General features: G+C 73.4%; 14 protein-coding genes and 1 pseudogene. 10 read left to right on the forward strand and 5 right to left on the reverse strand.

Annotated features, from left to right (window positions below; all coding sequences use genetic code 11):
* Window positions 1-357: 357 nt before the first annotated feature.
* A complete protein-coding gene (locus tag OG247_RS35225; RefSeq protein ID WP_327256014.1) occupies window positions 358-927 on the forward strand; it encodes a HEAT repeat domain-containing protein in 570 nt (189 codons plus the stop codon).
* A gap of 165 nt (window positions 928-1,092) precedes the next feature.
* On the opposite strand, the gene OG247_RS35230 is transcribed toward OG247_RS35225, so the two are convergent.
* The 3 genes and pseudogenes from OG247_RS35230 to OG247_RS35240 form a co-directional block, all read right to left on the reverse strand.
* Window positions 1,093-1,617, reverse strand: a complete 525-nt coding sequence (locus tag OG247_RS35230) for a RidA family protein (protein WP_327256015.1) — start codon at window positions 1,615-1,617, stop codon at window positions 1,093-1,095.
* A 25-nt stretch (window positions 1,618-1,642) separates the two neighbouring features.
* Window positions 1,643-3,217 (reverse strand): alpha/beta hydrolase, encoded by a 1,575-nt coding sequence (locus OG247_RS35235; protein ID WP_327256016.1) that lies wholly within the window; start codon window positions 3,215-3,217, stop codon window positions 1,643-1,645.
* 135 nt (window positions 3,218-3,352) lie between these two features.
* Window positions 3,353-3,688 (reverse strand): annotated as a pseudogene (locus OG247_RS35240) (Rv2578c family radical SAM protein); the annotation flags it as partial.
* Window positions 3,689-3,779: 91 nt separating this feature from the next.
* Between OG247_RS35240 and OG247_RS35245 the strand changes: the two are divergent.
* The 6 genes from OG247_RS35245 (at window position 3,780) to OG247_RS35270 (ending at window position 10,686) form a co-directional block, all read left to right on the forward strand.
* Window positions 3,780-5,408 carry a recombinase family protein gene (locus OG247_RS35245; protein ID WP_327256017.1) on the forward strand — a complete coding sequence of 543 codons (1,629 nt, stop codon included), beginning with the start codon at window positions 3,780-3,782 and terminating at the stop codon, window positions 5,406-5,408.
* A 106-nt stretch (window positions 5,409-5,514) separates the two neighbouring features.
* The gene (locus OG247_RS35250) at window positions 5,515-5,958 is read left to right on the forward strand and encodes an SRPBCC family protein (protein ID WP_327257744.1); all 444 of its coding nucleotides are present in this window, start codon (window positions 5,515-5,517) and stop codon (window positions 5,956-5,958) included.
* A 159-nt stretch (window positions 5,959-6,117) separates the two neighbouring features.
* Window positions 6,118-6,951, forward strand: a complete 834-nt coding sequence (locus OG247_RS35255) for a M55 family metallopeptidase (RefSeq protein ID WP_327256018.1) — start codon at window positions 6,118-6,120, stop codon at window positions 6,949-6,951.
* Window position 6,952: 1 nt separating this feature from the next.
* Complete coding sequence (locus tag OG247_RS35260) at window positions 6,953-8,344, forward strand: M20/M25/M40 family metallo-hydrolase (protein WP_442813681.1); 1,392 nt, start codon at window positions 6,953-6,955, stop codon at window positions 8,342-8,344.
* Window positions 8,341-10,419: a prolyl oligopeptidase family serine peptidase gene (locus OG247_RS35265; protein WP_327256020.1), complete on the forward strand. Its 2,079-nt coding sequence runs from the start codon at window positions 8,341-8,343 to the stop codon at window positions 10,417-10,419. Before OG247_RS35260 ends, OG247_RS35265 begins: the two co-directional genes overlap by 4 nt.
* A 33-nt stretch (window positions 10,420-10,452) precedes the next feature.
* Entirely contained in the window at window positions 10,453-10,686 is a 234-nt protein-coding gene (locus tag OG247_RS35270) for a LapA family protein (RefSeq protein WP_327256021.1), read from the forward strand.
* 25 nt (window positions 10,687-10,711) lie between these two features.
* Here OG247_RS35270 and OG247_RS35275 read toward each other — a convergent pair whose 3' ends face one another.
* Window positions 10,712-11,473 (reverse strand): hypothetical protein, encoded by a 762-nt coding sequence (locus OG247_RS35275; RefSeq protein WP_327256022.1) that lies wholly within the window; start codon window positions 11,471-11,473, stop codon window positions 10,712-10,714.
* A gap of 34 nt (window positions 11,474-11,507) precedes the next feature.
* On the opposite strand from OG247_RS35275, the gene OG247_RS35280 reads away from it, so the two are divergent.
* Window positions 11,508-12,107 carry a GNAT family N-acetyltransferase gene (locus OG247_RS35280; RefSeq protein ID WP_327256023.1) on the forward strand — a complete coding sequence of 200 codons (600 nt, stop codon included), beginning with the start codon at window positions 11,508-11,510 and terminating at the stop codon, window positions 12,105-12,107.
* Between the two features lie 4 nt (window positions 12,108-12,111).
* The gene (locus OG247_RS35285; RefSeq protein WP_327256024.1) at window positions 12,112-13,011 is read left to right on the forward strand and encodes an arginase family protein; all 900 of its coding nucleotides are present in this window, start codon (window positions 12,112-12,114) and stop codon (window positions 13,009-13,011) included.
* A gap of 223 nt (window positions 13,012-13,234) precedes the next feature.
* Here the strand turns inward: OG247_RS35285 and OG247_RS35290 are convergent, their stop codons facing one another.
* On the reverse strand, window positions 13,235-13,786 hold the full coding sequence (locus tag OG247_RS35290; RefSeq protein ID WP_327256025.1) for a DinB family protein: 552 nt from the start codon (window positions 13,784-13,786) through the stop codon (window positions 13,235-13,237).
* 113 nt (window positions 13,787-13,899) lie between these two features.
* Here OG247_RS35290 and OG247_RS35295 point away from each other — a divergent pair, with 113 nt between their 5' ends.
* Window positions 13,900-15,870: a DUF5107 domain-containing protein gene (locus OG247_RS35295; protein ID WP_327256026.1), complete on the forward strand. Its 1,971-nt coding sequence runs from the start codon at window positions 13,900-13,902 to the stop codon at window positions 15,868-15,870.
* Window positions 15,871-15,882: the final 12 nt, after the last annotated feature.

A 15,882-nucleotide genomic window follows, 5' to 3' on the forward strand; every position in this document is an offset into this window, starting at 1 on the left:
GCAGGCGCGGGAGCACGCGGAAAACCGTGCGGAAAGCGTGCGGGAAAGCCCGGGGCTCCCGGATGACCGGGGATCGCGGCGGAACCGGGGAACCCGGGAGAACCAGGGAACCCGGCAGCAAGGAGCCAGTGGGGCGGAAGCGGCGGAGCCCTGTCCCGGGGTCACGCCGTGAGGTGGTGCGGAAGCCGTGCAGAACCGACTGGCACGAGGTGGCTGCGTCACCAGGCCGCCCTCGTACGTGTTGTAGGGACAGTAACCCGTCCCCAACTGGTCCGCCAGAGCGCGCAGATGTGACCTGTACCGCCCAAATGTACCGATCATCGATCATCGATCAACGGGCTGCTCTAGGGTGGCCGCGTGAACGACGTGTTGGAACGTCTGCGGGCCGAAGCGGGGCGGGCCCCGGAGGGCGAGGCGCAGTACGAGGCCCTGCTCGCGCAGGACGCGGACGGCCTGGCGGCCTCCCTGACCTCCGCCGGGCTGCCCCTGTGGGCCCGCGAAACGGCCGCGTACCGGCTGGGACTGGCCGGAGACCGGCGCGCCTTCGAATCCCTGGTCCTGCTGCTCAACCACCGGGACCCGCCGCGCTGCGAGGCGGCCGCGCAGGCGCTGGCCGTCCTCGGCGACCCGCGCACCGCCCGCGCGGCGGCGGCGCTGGCCACGAACGAGCTGCGCACGGCCTACGCCCTGCATCCGGTCCGGCTGCTGGCGGCGCTGCGCGCCCCGGAGTCCGCCCCGGCGCTGATCAGCACGCTGTCGCGGCTCCTCGCGCCGCACGACCCGTACTGGCGGGTGGCGCTGGCCTGTGTGGAGGGGCTGGGCGCGCTGGCGGACCAGCGCGCCCGTGAGGTCCTGACCCGGGCCCAGTCGCACCCCCGGCTGGCGGTGGCGGCGACCGCGGCCCTGCGGGGGCTGGGCGAGGCCTAGTGCTGTGACCGGAAAGGTTCACCGGGTCGCGACGCCCGGTACGGCACCTCGCCGCGTTGTCGGACCACGCCGGTACGTCCAGTACGAGGCGCGGTCCTCCGCCTTGCGATGCACCGCACCGAACGCCGCGACCCGGCAAACCCTTCCGGCCACAGCACTAGAGCCTCAGCCGGCGAAGCCGGTCTTGAACCCGGTCCCGAAGCCGGCCCGGGAGCCGGTCCGGAAACCGGACTCGGACTCGTCGGTGGCGGGAGCGGTCCCGGTCCCGGTCCCGGTCCGCTCCGGCAGGACCGCGAAGGCCTCGATCTCCATCAGCAGTTCGGGCCGGAACAGCGCCGCCACCTGGACCGCCGAGGAGGCCGGGAGGCGGTCCGGGGCGATCACCTCGTCACGGGCCTCCCGTACCGCCGGGAGGTGGGCGACGTCCGTGACGAAGTACGTCAGCTTCACCACGTCCTCGAAGGTGGCCCCGGCCGCCGCCAGGCACCGCCGCAGGTTCTCGAACACCTGCCGGGCCTGGGCGGCGGCGTCGCCCTCACCGACCAGCTCGCCCTTCTCGTCGAAGGCGCACTGTCCGGACACGGCGACGAACCGCCCGGTGCCCCAGACGACATGGTTGTAGCCGGTGCCCGGGGCCACGCCCTGGGGCGCGGCGATGCGGGTGAGGTGGTTGTCCTGTGAAGTGGTCATGGCCAGGATCTTGCCCGCTCCCGAGTCAGCCCCGGAAGCCGAGCAGGCCGTGGAGCGCCGCGCCGCCCGCCGACGGCGGGACCGCGCGGGTCGCCGGAACCGGGGTGGGGGCCGGCTGGGCGGGGCAGACGGCGTCCGCGGCCCTGCCCGTCAGCAGGTACGAGGACAGCTTCTCGTCGAGGCACTTGTTGCCGCTGAGGGCGATGCCGTGGTTGCCGCCGCCCTCCTCGACCACCAGCGCCGAGCCCGCGAGCTTGCGCCGCATGCTCACCGCGCCCTCGTACGGGGTCGCCGCGTCCTCGGTCGCCTGGAAGAGGAGCGCCTGCGGGAGCGCCGTGTTGGTGACGTCCGGGGCCTGGAGCGGCTCGGTCGGCCAGAACGCGCACGGGGCGTTGTACCAGGCGTTGTTCCAGGTCATGAAGGGCGCCTTGGCGTGCGTGCGCCACATGTCGGCCCGCCACTGGTTCCAGTTCCTGGGCCACGCGGAGTCCCGGCACTGCACGGCCGTGTAGACGCTGTAGCTGTTGCCGGCCGAGGGCTCCACCGCGCCGAACTTCTCGTACGCGGAGACCAGCGGCTTCGGGTCGCCGTCCACGGAGTACGAGGCGAAGGCCGCCGCGAGGTGCGGCCAGTAGCCGTTGAAGTAGCCGCCCGGCATGAAGGTGTCCTCCAGCTCCGCCGGGCCAACCTTGGCGCCCGCCGGGGCGGTGCGCAGGGCGGTCCGCATCTCGTACCAGCGGGACTCGACCCGGGCCGGGTCGGTGCCGAGGTGGTACGTGGAGTCGTACCGGGCCACCCAGGCCAGGAAGGCCTTGTGGCGGGAGTCGAAGGCCTGGTCCTGCGCGAGGTTGTCCTCGTACCAGACCCCGGCCGGGTCGACGACGGAGTCCAGGACCAGGCGGTGCACCCGGTCCGGGTGGAGCTTGGCGTACACCGCGCCCAGGTAGGTGCCGTAGGAGTAGCCGAAGTAGCTCAGCTTGTCGGCGCGCAGGGCGGTGCGCAGCACTTCGAGGTCACGGGCCGCCGACACCGTGCCGATGTACGGGAGGACGTCGGCGTGCTTGGTCTGGCAGGACTCGGCGAAGGACTTCACCCGCTCCAGGTTGGCCCGCTCGGTCTCCTCGTCCAGCGGTACGGAGTCGGGCCGTACGGGGGTGAAGTGGCCCGCGCCGCAGTCCAGGGCGGGCTCGCTCTTGCCGACGCCCCGGGGGTCGAAGCCGATCACGTCGTACTGGCCCGCGACCTCCTTGGGCAGCGCGGAGGCGATGAACCCGGCCAGGGTGCGTCCGCTGCCGCCGGGCCCGCCGGGGTTGACCAGCAGCGGGCCCTGGGAGCGGGCGGCCGTGTGGGGGACCCGGGTCAGGGCGAGGGAGATCTGCCGGCCGGCCGGGTTGTCGTGGTCGAGGGGGACCTTGAGGGAGGCGCACTGGAGCGTCGGGTAGCGGGAGGTCGCGCAGTTGGACCACTTCAGGGCTTCGGCGGCCGGGGCTGCCGCTGCCGGGGCCGCGGCCGTGACCGGGCCCGCCAGGGCGGCGGTGAGGGTCGACACGGCCAGCAGGACGGCGGCGCGCCTCAGAGCGGGACCGCGCTTGTTCTTCATCGGGTGCAGCATGGGGCCTCCCAGCCGAGGGTTCTGGGCGGAATCGTCCCGGAACCTGCGCGCGGAAGGGGGGATTGGGGCCCCGATTGGCCCGATGTGATGACCCTTCAGTCGGTCGTACGGTCGTACGGGTGCTCAGAGCAGGCTGAGCTGGGTCGCCCCGGGCGCGGGCGCGGGCCCGCCCGGCCGCTCCGGTACGGCGATCCGCCGGTCCGGTCCGCGATCTCCGCGACCTCCGGGGCCGATGCCGAATTCGGCTGCCAGTTCGTGGACTTGGCGGGTGATCATCCGCTGGTACCAGGTGGGCGCGTACGAGCCGCCCGCGTACATCCGCTCGTACCGCTCGACCAGGTGGGGGTGGTGCTCGCCCAGCCAGGCCGTGAACCACTCCCGCGCCCCGGGGCGCAGATGGAGTACCAGGGGTGTCACGGAGCTCGCACCCGACTCGGCGACGGCCCGGACGTGCGCACGCGCTGCTGTGGCAACGCCGGGCATCAGCCGGTAGCTGCCTTCTTTCGTTGAACACCAGCAGTCCTCTCCTCTGTCGTGGGAGCCTGGCCGGATGAGCACTCCAGCGGAGAGTCCGGCCAGGCTGATCGACCTCGTGTGCCGGAAGTCGCAGGCCGTCAAGTCGAAGAGCGGCCAACGAGAGATCAGCGTGCGGGCCCAGGAGGCGCGAGGCCGCCGTACTGCCGAAGAACTGGGCCTGACGGTGCGGAACGTCTGGCGGGAAGTCGGTTCGGCCTCACGGTTCCGGAGGTCCGGCAAGGTGCCGCAGCAAGACCTTGCGCTCCAGGCGTTGGAGCGGGGTGAGACCGGCGCGCTGTGGGTTTTCCGGCTCGACCGCTGGACCCGGCGCGGCGCCGGGGCGATTCTGTCGATCGTCGAGCCCCGGGACGGCCGCCCCCGTCGTTTGCTTGTGGACAACGGTGACCCCGACAGCCCCGGCATCGCTCTGGACAGTGCGAATCCCCGGGATCGAGCCGAGCTCATTCGACGCGCTGAAGACGCACGCGAGGAATCCGAGGGGCTGAGCGAGCGAGTGAGGAACACCAAGACCTTCCAGCGCGACAACGGGGAGTGGCTGAACGGTGTGGCGCCCTACGGTCTTCGCCTCGTGATAGTGAGCGTCGAGGACGGCGACGGCGAAGTGGTCGAAGAACGGAAGCTTGGGTGCGACCTGGAGACCTCGGCCGGCATCCCGGGTGAACCGGACGTGACCAAATTCCATGTCGCGCGCGAGGTGGTCCATCGGCTGCCGGTCGCAGGCGTACCGAAGCGCGAGATTGCCCGAAGGCTGAACGCGCGGGGCGTCCCCTCGCCGACGGGGAAGACCTGGGCGTTCAGCACAGTCGCCAACATGATCGGAAATCCTGCGTATGCCGGGTGGCAGGTGACCGGTAGGGAGGACGGGAAGTCCCGGCGCCTGCTCTATCGAAACGCTGCAGGAGAGAAGGTCGGTGTGATGGCCGGCCCGGCAATGCTCAGCGAGGACGAGTGGAATGAGGCCCAAGCGGCATCACAGGGAACCGGTCCCCCCGCTGACAAGAACTCGTGGCGTGCGCGGCACGTCCTCACGGACCTCCTGGAATGTGCCGGGTGCGGATCGTCCATGACCTGGCGCGGCAAGGGGTACGCCTGTTGGCGTCCCGGGGCCGGTGGCGTGTGTCCGGCGCCCTCGTATGTGGCCAGACATGGCGCGGAGAATCACGTTTTCGAGTGTTGGTCCTTGCGAATCGCCGAAGCTCGACCGGGGGACGCACTGCTTGCTGTTGTGGCCGAACGCTGGACAGCTCGCCAGGACCCGCGGACGGCCGTGGCCGAGGCGGACGCCGAGGCGGCGCTGGCGAAGTCGGAGGGCGCGCTGTCCCGGCTTTGGCGGGACCGGCGAGGTGGGCTGTATGACGGACCCTCGGAACGCTTCTTCGCTCCTGCGCTACGAGAGGCAAACGACGCTGTCGTGTCCGCGCAGAGAGGTCTGGAGGCGGCTCGGGGCGAAACGGTCGCAGACATCGGCTTCCTCCTCGAAAGCGGTAGCCGGAGTGAAGTGTGGGAATCCGCCGACGACGCGCTGAGGCGGGATCTGCTCCGCCTCGCCATCCGACGCATCCGGGTCACGAAGGCGGACTACCGGGGGCAAGCGTTCGACGGCCACAAGCGCATGGAGTTCGCCTGGCATGACGACGAGTAGCCGAGCGGCTCCCCGACGGCCTGCCTCCGGAGCCCGGATTTGGGCGCCCGCCCCGGAGGTGGTTGGCTTCGCGGTGACGAGCGAACACAACTGCTGGAGGAACGCCATGGCGCAGGTCGAGGCCACCACGGAACGCATCATCGGGGCGGACGCGGAGACCGTGTTCGACGCGCTGGCCGACTACACCGGGACCCGGGGCAAGGTGCTGCCCGAGCACTTCAGCGAGTACGAGGTGCGCGAGGGCGGCGACGGCGAGGGCACCCTCGTCCACTGGAAGCTCCAGGCCACGAGCAAGCGGGTCCGCGACTGCCTGCTGGAGGTCACCGAGCCCACCGACGGCCAGCTCGTGGAGAAGGACCGCAACTCCTCCATGGTCACCACCTGGACCGTCACCCCGGCGGGCGAGGGCAAGTCCAAGGCCGTCGTCACCACCGTGTGGGACGGCGCCGGCGGCATCGGCGGCTTCTTCGAGCGCACCTTCGCGCCCAAGGGCCTGGCCCGCATCTACGACACCCTCCTCGCCAACCTGGCCGCCGAAGTCAAGGGCTGAGCAAGGCCGTTGCCGGTGAGGCCGGGGGTCGGGCCTCACCGGATCGGGTGAAATGGGCCTGCCCGCGACCCGGGCGCGGCCCGGGCGTGGCCACGAGGCCCGGCGGGGGCCGGAGAGCTAGGGTGGGGCCCTGAGCGCTACCGACCGCCCGGGGGCCCGATGAAGATCCTCATCTCCGCCGACATGGAAGGCGCCACCGGCGTCACCTGGCCCGCCGACGTGCTGCCGGGGACCCCGCAGTGGGAACGCTGCCGGACCATGTTCACCTCCGACGTGAACGCCGCCGTCCTCGGGTTCTACGACGCCGGCGCCGACCAGGTCCTCGTCAACGAGGCCCACTGGACCATGCGCAACCTGCTGCTGGAGCGGCTCGACGCGCGCGTCGAGATGCTGACCGGCCGTCACAAATCCCTCTCCATGGTCGAGGGCGTCCAGCACGGAGACGTCGACGGCATCGCCTTCGTCGGCTACCACACGGGCGCCGGCGCCGAGGGCGTGCTCGCCCACACCTACCTCGCCAACTCCATCACCGGGGTCTGGATCAACGGGACCCGCGCCAGCGAGGGCCTGCTCAACGCGCACGTGGTCGCCGAGTACGGGGTCCCGGTCGTCCTGGTCACCGGAGACGACCTGACCTGCGCCGACGCCGCCGCCTACGCCCCGGACGCGGTGACGGTCGCGGTCAAGGACCACGTCTCGCGCTACGCCGCCGTCTGCCGCACCCCGGCCCGTACGGCCGCCGACATCAGGGCCGCCGCCAAGGAGGCCGCCGCCCTCGCCGTCCGGTACGAACCGGTGCGGGGCGGGCCGTTCGCGGTGGAGGTCGAGTTCGACGCCGAGCACCTGGCGATGGCCGCCACGGTGGTGCCCGGAGTCGAGCGATCGGGTGAGCGTAGGGTCGGGTACACGAGCGAAACGATGTACGAGGGGATCCGGACCTTCAAGGCGGTCACCACGATCGTCTCGGCAGCGGTGGAGGAGCAATATGGCTGACATGTCCGGTCCGGATGGACCCGGGAGCGGCCCGGCCGCCCCTGCCGCCCCCGGCACACCCGGCACACCCGGCACTCCCGTCGATCAGACGGCGCTCGACGAGGCCGTCGAGTTCACCTCGGGCCTGATCCGCATCGACACCACCAACCGCGGCGGCGGCGACTGCCGGGAGCGCCCGGCCGCCGAGTACGTCGCCGAGCGGCTGGCGGACATCGGCCTCGAGCCCGCGCTGCTGGAGCGCACCCCGGGCCGCACCAACGTGGTGGCCCGGATCGCGGGCACCGACCCCACCGCCCCCGCCCTCCTGGTCCACGGCCACCTCGACGTGGTCCCGGCCGAGGCCGCCGACTGGAGCGTGGACCCCTTCTCGGGCGAGGTGCGGGACGGGGTGGTGTGGGGCCGCGGTGCCGTCGACATGAAGAACATGGACGCGATGGTGCTGGCCGTCGCACGGGCGTGGGCGCGGGCCGGAGTGAAGCCGCGGCGCGACATCGTGATCGCCTACACCGCCGACGAGGAGGACAGCGCGATCGACGGCTCCGGCTTCCTCGCCGACCACCACCCCGAGCTCTTCGAAGGCTGTACCGAGGGCATCAGCGAATCCGGGGCCTTCACCGTGCACGCCGCCCCCGGACAGGCCCTCTACCCGATCGCCGCCGGTGAACGCGGCACCGCCTGGCTGAAGCTCACCGCGACCGGCACCGCCGGACACGGCTCCAAGCCCAACCGGGCCAACGCGGTCAGCCGGCTCGCCGCCGCCGTCGCCCGCATCGGCGAACACGACTGGCCGGTCCGCCTCACCGACACCGTCACCGCCTGCATCACCGAACTCGCCGCCCTGCAGGGGATGTCGGTGGACCCTCGGGCTCCGGGCTTCCAGCTCGACCAGATCCTCAACAAGCTCGGACCGGCCGGCGCCCTCGTCGAGGCGACCGTCCGCAACAGCGCCAACCCGACCATGCTCAGCGCCGGTTACAAGCTCAACGTCATCCCTGGCACCGCCACCGCCTACGTGGACGGCCGGATGCTGCCCGGAGGCGAGGTCGAGTTCGCCGCCACCCTCGACGAGCTCACCGGACCGGACGTGCGCTGGGAGTTCCACCACCGGGAGGTGGCCCTCGAAGCCCCCGTGGACGGGCGGACGTACGGGATCCTGCGCGAGTCCGTCGAGGCCTTCGACCCCGAGGGCCACGTGGTGCCCTTCTGCATGGCGGGCGGCACCGACGCCAAGCAGTTCTCCCGACTCGGCATCACCGGCTACGGCTTCTCCCCGCTCAAGCTGCCGCCCGGCTTCGACTACTGGTCCCTCTTCCACGGAGTGGACGAGCGGGTGCCCGTCGACGCCCTGCACTTCGGGGTCCGCGTCCTCGACCGCGCCCTGCGCGCACTGTGAAAACCCCGCGCGGCGACGGCACCGCCCCCTACGGCAGTTGGCCCTCGCCCATCGGCGCCGCGCTGGCCGCCTCCCTCGACGGGAGGCCGGAGTACGTCGGCGCGATCGGCGCCGAGGTGTGGTGGACGGTGCCCCGGCCGGCCGAGGGCGGTCGCCGCGCCCTGATCCGCCGGCCCGCGGACGGCGGCCCCGCGGTGTGCGCGCTGCCCGCGCCGTGGAACGTGCGCAGCCGGGTCACCGAGTACGGCGGGCAGCCCTGGGCGGGCGCCGAACGACCCGAGGGCGGACCGCTGGTGGTCTTCGTCCACTTCGCCGACCAGCGGCTGTACGCGTACGAGCCCGACGCTCCCGGCAGCCCCGCGCCGCGGGCCCTGACGCCCGTCTCGACGGTCGGCGGCGGGCTGCGCTGGGCCGACCCGGTGCTGCGGGACGGCGAAGTCTGGTGCGTGATGGAGGAGTTCACCGGAGCCGGGCCGACCGATGTGCGCCGCGTGCCGGCCGCCGTACCGCTGGACGGGTCGGCCGCGGAAGACCGGTCCCTGGTGCGGGAGTTGACCGACGACCGATACCGGTTCAGCACCGGGCCCCGGCTCTCCCCGGACGGGCGGCAAGCGGCCTGGCTGGTGTGGGACCACCCCCGGATGCCGTGGGACGGCACCGAGCTCCGGCTCGCCGAGGTCACTGCGGACGGCCGGCTCGCGGAGCCCCGTACCGTGCTCGGCGGACCCGAGGAGGCCGTCGCGCAGGTCGAGTGGACCACCGGCGGAAGCCTCCTCGCGGTGAGCGACCGGGGCGGCTGGTGGAACCCGTACCGGCTGGACCGGGGGCCCGGCGGGGAAGCGGTGGCCGTCAACCTGTGCCCCCGCGAAGAGGAGTTCGGCGGGCCGCTGTGGAAGCCGGGCCTGCGCTGGATCGCCGCGCTCCCCGACGGACTGATCGCCGTCCTGCACGGCCGGGGCTCCTCGGTGCTCGGCGTGCTAGACCCGGAGAGCGGGGACCTGGTCGACGCGGCCGGGCCGTGGACGGCCTGGCAGCCCACGCTCGCCGTCAGCGGCAGCCGGGTCTACGGGGTCGCGGCCAGCCCGCGCAGCGCGTACGAGGTGGTGGAGCTGGACACGGCCACCGGGCACGCCCGGGCGGTGGGCGTTCGCGGCTCCCCTGGGGCGGACGGGACGGGCGGGAAGGACGGGAAGGGCGGGACGGCCGGGGCCGCCGGGCCGGGGCCGGCCGACCGGGCGGACCCCGCGTACTACCCGGAGCCGCAGAGCAGGACCTTCTTCGGCCGGGGCGGCCGGGAGATCCACGCCCACGTCTACCCGCCGCACCACCCCCTGCTGCGCGCCCGGGCCGACGAGCTGCCCCCGTACGTGGTGTGGGCGCACGGCGGCCCCACCGACCACGTGCCGCCCGTACTCGACCTGCACATCGCCTACTTCACCTCCCGCGGCATCGGCGTCGTCGAGGTCAACTACGGCGGCTCCACGGGCTACGGGCGCGCCTACCGGGAACGGCTGCGCGAACAGTGGGGCGTCGTCGACGTGGAGGACTGCGCCGCGGTGGCGCGGGCCCTGGCCGCCGAGGGCACCGCCGACCCGCACCGGCTCGCGATCCGGGGCGGCAGCGCGGGCGGCTGGACGGCCGCGGCCTCGCTGGCGTCCACCGACCTGTACGCGTGCGCGGCGATCATCTACCCGGTACTGGACCTGGCCGGCTTCGCCGCGGAGACCCACGACCTGGAGTCCCGCTACGTCGACGGCCTCGCCGGCCCCCCGCAGACCCTGGCGCTGCTCAGCCGCGAGCGCTCCCCGGTGGCCCGCGCCGACCGGATCACGGCGCCGTTCGTCCTGCTCCAGGGCCTGGACGACCCGGTGTGCCCGCCCGCGCAGGCGGAGCGGCTGCTGGCCGCGATGCGCGGGCGGTCGGTACCGCACGCGTACGTCGCCTTCGAGGGCGAGGGGCACGGCTTCCGGCGCGCGGACACGATGGTCCGGGCGCTGGAGGCGGAGCTGTCGCTGTACGCGCAGGTGTTCGGGTTCGAGCGGGCGGACGTCCCCCGTTTGGTCCTGTCCGACTGAGCTCCCGGGCTGCCGCGGCCGGACGATGGGACCATGAGCTCCCACACGTCCAAGAGCCGCGGCAAGGGTCGCGGGCAGGTCACCCCGGGCCGCGCGGGCATCGCCGCGCTCGCGGTGCTCACCCTGGTGTTCATCTTCGAGAACACCCGCCCCACCAAGATCCGGCTGCTGATCCCGCAGGTGACGATGCCGCTGTACGTCGCCCTGCTGATCGCGGCCGTGCTCGGCGGGCTGTGCGGGGCCTACTTCGCCCGGCGCCGCAAGTAGCGGGAGCCGGGCCGGGCCCGCCCGGTCAGCCCGAGTGGACCCAGACCCGGAGCGGGCCGATGGCCGTGAAGCCGTGGCGCAGCGCCGTGCCGAGGTCGTCCCCCGACTCGTAGCCGACGAGCGCGAGGCCGGGCCAGAGGGTGGCGGCCAGGGTCAGCGCGCCGGTCCAGGCCTCGTCGTCCGGGGTCCCCTCGGCGCTGAACACGTTGGAGATGCCGACCACCTCGCCGGTGCGGTTGGCGGCGGCCCCGGCGAGGATCCGGCCCTCGGTGTCCCGACCCGCGAGGAAGGCGATGTCCCCCGAGTCCCCGCCGTCCCTGCCCTCCACGGCCTCCTGTCCGGTCTCGTCACGGGTCCCCGTGAGCAGCCCCGGGTGGAACAGCCCGGCGCTCTCCTCCCCGTCCCAGGCCGTTTCCCACGCCTCCAGCTCCGCGGGGCCGGAGATCCGGCTCCACGCCAGCGCCGGGGCGGCGTCGGGAGCGCCCGCCGGGCGGTGGATCCACTCGGCGCCGAAGAGGACCTCGAAGCCGGCCGGGGCCAGGTCGAGCGCGGCGAAGCTGTCCTTGACCGAGGCGTGCGGCGCGGCGGTGTCGATCCCGGCGAGCAGGGCGGCCGTGTCGGTGTCCCGGGTGAGGGTCACGGCGTCCGGGTAGTAGAGCGGGGTCGGGCGCGGGCTGCTCCAGGCCTGGGCGGTGAAGCCGCCGTCGCGGCAGACCGCGGCGCACCACGCGGCGTTGTTGTACGCGGCCGCGAGGAGCAGTTCTTCGGTGTTCGGGGTGATGATCACATCGGGATCCTGCCACAGCGCCTAGCCTGGGGCGATGCCGTATTTTCCGTACGCCGTGGAGGGAGGCCGGATCGGGCTGCGGCCCTACCGGCCCACCGACGCGGCCGAGTTCACCGCCCGGGTGCGCGAGAGCCGGGCGCTCCACCACCCGTGGCTGTCGCCGCCCGCGACCGCGGAGGCCTACGAGGCGTACGCCGCCCCGCTGATCGCCGGCGCCACCGGGGGCCCGGCCGGGGCCGCCGCCGCGGGCAGGGCCGGATTCCTCGTGTGTGAGCGGGAGTCGGACGCGATCGCCGGCTTCGTGAACGTGAACAACATCGTCCTCGGCGCCTTCCGGTGCGGCGCGCTCGGCTACGGGGGCTTCGCGCACGCGGCGGGCCGCGGCCTCATGCGGGAGGCGCTCGGCCTCGCCGTCGGGCACGCCTTCGCCGCGGACGGGCTCGCACTGCACCGGCTGGAGGCCAATATCCAGCCGGGAAACACCGCCTCGATCGCCCTCGTCCGGGGGCTCGGCTTCCGGCTGGAGGGGCTGTCGCCGGACTTCCTCCAGGTCGACGGGGCCTGGCGGGACCACGAACGCTGGGCGCTCACGTCCGAAATGCCATGTCCCGGGGCGCCGCATCGCACAGGATGAGTACATGCGAACCCTCGTACTCCTCGACGCACCGTCCAACCTCGGGCTCCGCCCCCCGGCTCCGGGCGCCGTTCCCGGTGTGTACAAACTGGCCGGGGCCCTGCGCGAACAGGGCCTGCTGGCCCGCCTCGGCGCGCGCGAGGGAGGCGTGGTCGTCCCGCCCCGCTACGACCGGGGCGACTGGAAGGAGGGCGACGGGGTGTTCCACGCCGGGGCCCTCGCCGCGTACACCGTCGCCCTCGCCGACCGGATCGAGGACCACCTGCGCTCCGGGGAGTTCCCCGTCGTCCTCGGCGGCGACTGCTCCATCCAACTCGGCGCCTCCCTGGCCATGCGGCGCCTCGGGCGGTACGGCATCGCCGCGATCGACGGCTCCGCCGACTTCCGCCACCCCGGCAACGAGGCCGTCAACGGGCCCGTCGGAGCGGCCGGCGGCGAGGAGCTGGCGCTCGCCACCGGGCGCGGCCAAGCGGACCTCGCGGACCTGGAGGGGCTCGGACCCTACGTGCGCGACGAGGACGTACGGCTCTTCGGACTGCGCGACGGGGACCCGGACCTCCCGGAACTGCGCGCCGCCGGGATCTTCGCCGCCACGGTCGGGGCGATCCGCGACCGCGGCGCCGGGCCGGTGGCCCGTACCGCCCTGACGGGGTTGCAGCCTCCGGCCACGGCCGGGTTCTGGGTCCACCTGGACGCCGACGTACTGGACCCGTCCGTGATGCCGGCCGTCGACAGCCCGGACCCCGGCGGCCTCATCCCCGACGAACTCGCCGAACTGCTCGGCGTGTTGATCAGCTCTCCGCGCTGTGTCGGACTCAACGTCACCATCTACGACCCGGACCTGGACCCGGACGGGCGTGCGGGGGCGCTGCTCGCCGACCTGGTGGCGGGGGCGTTCGCCTAGGGCCTGTCGTCAAACTCCCGTCTGCCTCGCGACGCCTGGCACGCGCTCTCGCCGCACCGGGCGAAAGCCAAGTACGTCCAGTACGCAGGCCTCCGCCCGGCACACCGAGAGCACGCACCAGACGCCGCGAGGCCGCCCTTCGGGCGACGACAGGAGTTTGACGACAGGCCCTAGGAGGGTCGGGCCGAGCCGCTCGGCCTGCCGTCGGGCCGGCCCGCCGTACTCAGATCCCGATCGCGCCGTCGATGCGCTCGCGCAGCAGGTCCGCGTGGCCGTTGTGCCGTGCGTACTCCTCGATCATGTGGATCAGGACCCAGCGCAGCGAGACCTCGCCCCGCCACGCGTCCTTCCCGGACACCTCCAGGTCCGGCGCACGCTCCGTGAACGTCTCCGCGAACTCCACCTCCGCCCGCCACGCCTCCCAGGCTTCCCGGACCACCTCGGGCGTGGAGACCGCGCCGTCGAAGTCCCCGTCGGGGGCGGCCGCGGACCAGAACCGCAGCGCGACCTCCTGGCCGTCCAGCACCTGACGGAACCAGCGGCGCTCCACGTCCGAGAGGTGGCGGACCAGGCCCAGCAGCGACAGTGTGGACGGCTCCACCGACCGCTCTGCCAACTCGGCCCCCAGGTCGGCGCACTTGAGCCTGAGCGTCGTGCGCTGGGCCCCCAGCATGTCGACGAGCATCCGTCGTTCGTCGCCCGTCGTCGGTCCCGTGAACCGGCTCGCGGACTCCTCCCCGTCGAAGAACCGACCTCTTCTGATCACGTCACTCATGGCCTCCATGATCGGACACCGGCCCGCGCGGCGAAAGGTTTTGCGTAATCCTGACCGGTGGTGATCCGCCGAATCCCTGTGCACCGGCGGCCGTGGCGTGTTCCATTTCCCTCATGGCCACCACCGTCCGCCGCTCCGTACTGACCCTCCCCGCAGCCCCGTTGGGTCCCGAGAACCCACTGCCCGCCCTGCGCGAGTCCGGCGGGGTGCACACTCTCGACGAGCGCTCGCGCGAGGGCCTGCCGCGCGACATGGCGCGCCAGATCGGGTACGAGCCGCTGCGCTCGCTGCTGCCCGTCCGGATCCGGGACGGATACCAACGGCAGCGCACCGAGCGGGACGTCGAGACGATCGTCATCGAGAACGCGCACCTGCGCGCCACCGTCCTGCCCGGCCTCGGTGGCCGGATCCATTCGCTCGTCCACCTCCCCACCGGACGCGAACTGCTTTACCGCAACCCGGTGTTCCAGCCCGCGAACTTCGCGCTGAACGGCGCCTGGTTCTCCGGCGGCATCGAGTGGAACCTCGGCGCCACCGGCCACACCACCCTCTCCTGCGCCCCGTTGCACGCCGCACTCGTCCCGGCGCCCGACGGGGGAGTCATGGTCCGGCTCTGGGAGTGGGAGCGGCTGCGGGACCTGCCGTTCCAGGTGGACCTGTGGCTGCCCGAGGACTCGGAGTTCCTCTACGTCGGCGTCCGCGTGCGCAATCCGCACGAGCGGCCCGCGCCCGTCTACTGGTGGTCCAACATCGCCGTGCCCGAGGAAGCCGGCACCCGCGTCCTGGCCCCGGCCGACGAGGCCTGGCACTTCGGGTACGAGCGCTCCCTGCGGCGCGTCCCCGTACCCGGATGGGAGGGCGCGGACCGTACGTACCCGCTGCGCAGCACGTACCCCGCCGACTTCTTCTACGAGATCGAGGCCGGGACCCGGCCCTGGATCGCCTCCCTCGACTCCGACGGGCGCGGACTCGTCCAGACCTCCACCGCCCGGCTGCGCGGCCGCAAGCTCTTCGTCTGGGGTGCGGGCGAGGGCGGCCGGCGCTGGCAGGAGTGGCTGACCGAGCCCGGCACGGGCGGGTACGCGGAGATCCAGGCCGGGCTCGCCCGCACCCAGCTGGAACACGTACGGCTGGAGGCAGGCGCGGAGTTCAGCTGGCTGGAGGCCTACGGAGCCCTGTCCGCGGACCCGGTGGCCGTGCACGGGGACGACTGGGCGACGGCCCGTGCCGCGGCCGGGACGGCGCTGGAGTCCGCGCTGCCCGGGCCGGCCGTGGACGCGGCGTACGAGGCGTGGCGCGGGTGCGCCGACACCGAACCGGGGGAGCGGCTGGCGGCCGGCTCCGGATGGGGCGCGCTCGAGGTGCTGTGCGGGGGCCACAAACTGCCCGGCACCCCCTTCGGGGAGGACACCCTCGACGAGGACCAGGCCCCCTGGCTCGAGCTGTGGCGCACCGGGGTCTTCCCCGCCCCGCGCCGGGTGGCCCCGCCCGGCCCGAGCCTGGTCGCCCCGCACTGGCGGGACATGCTGGAGACGGCCCCGGCGGACCCGCTGACCGAATACCACCTCGGGGTCGCCCAATGGCACGCCGGGGACATCGCCCAGGCGGTACGGAGCTGGGAGCGCGGGCTGGCACTGGCCCCCTCGCGCTGGCCGCTGCTGAGGTGCCTGGCGGTCGCCGACGACCTGGCCGGCGACCCGGCCCGGGCGGCCCGCTGGTACGCCGAGGCCTTCGAGGACCTGACCCAGGAGAGCCGGGGCGGCACGGGCTGGCTGGCCGCCGAATCGGCACTGGGCCGGGAGGCCCTGTCGTCCCTGCTGGCGGCGGGGCTGCTGCCGGAGGCCCGCTCGGTGTGGGACCGGCTGCGCCCCGCCCTGCGCGAGGAGGGCCGCTTCCGGCTGTCGGCGGCCCGGCTACTCGCGGCGGAGGGCCATGTGGGCGCGGCCCGGCGGGTCTTCGAGGAGGGCTTCGAACTGCCCGACCTCCGCGAGGGCGAGGAGACCCTCTCGGAGGTCTGGGCCCCCCTCACGGACCGCCCGCTGCCGGCCGCGTACAACTTCCGGATGCGCCCGCCGGGGAAGTAGCCACCGATTCCG

Origin of the sequence: Streptomyces sp. NBC_01244, from assembly GCF_035987325.1 — a bacterium.
Taxonomy (GTDB): Bacteria; Actinomycetota; Actinomycetes; order Streptomycetales; family Streptomycetaceae; genus Streptomyces.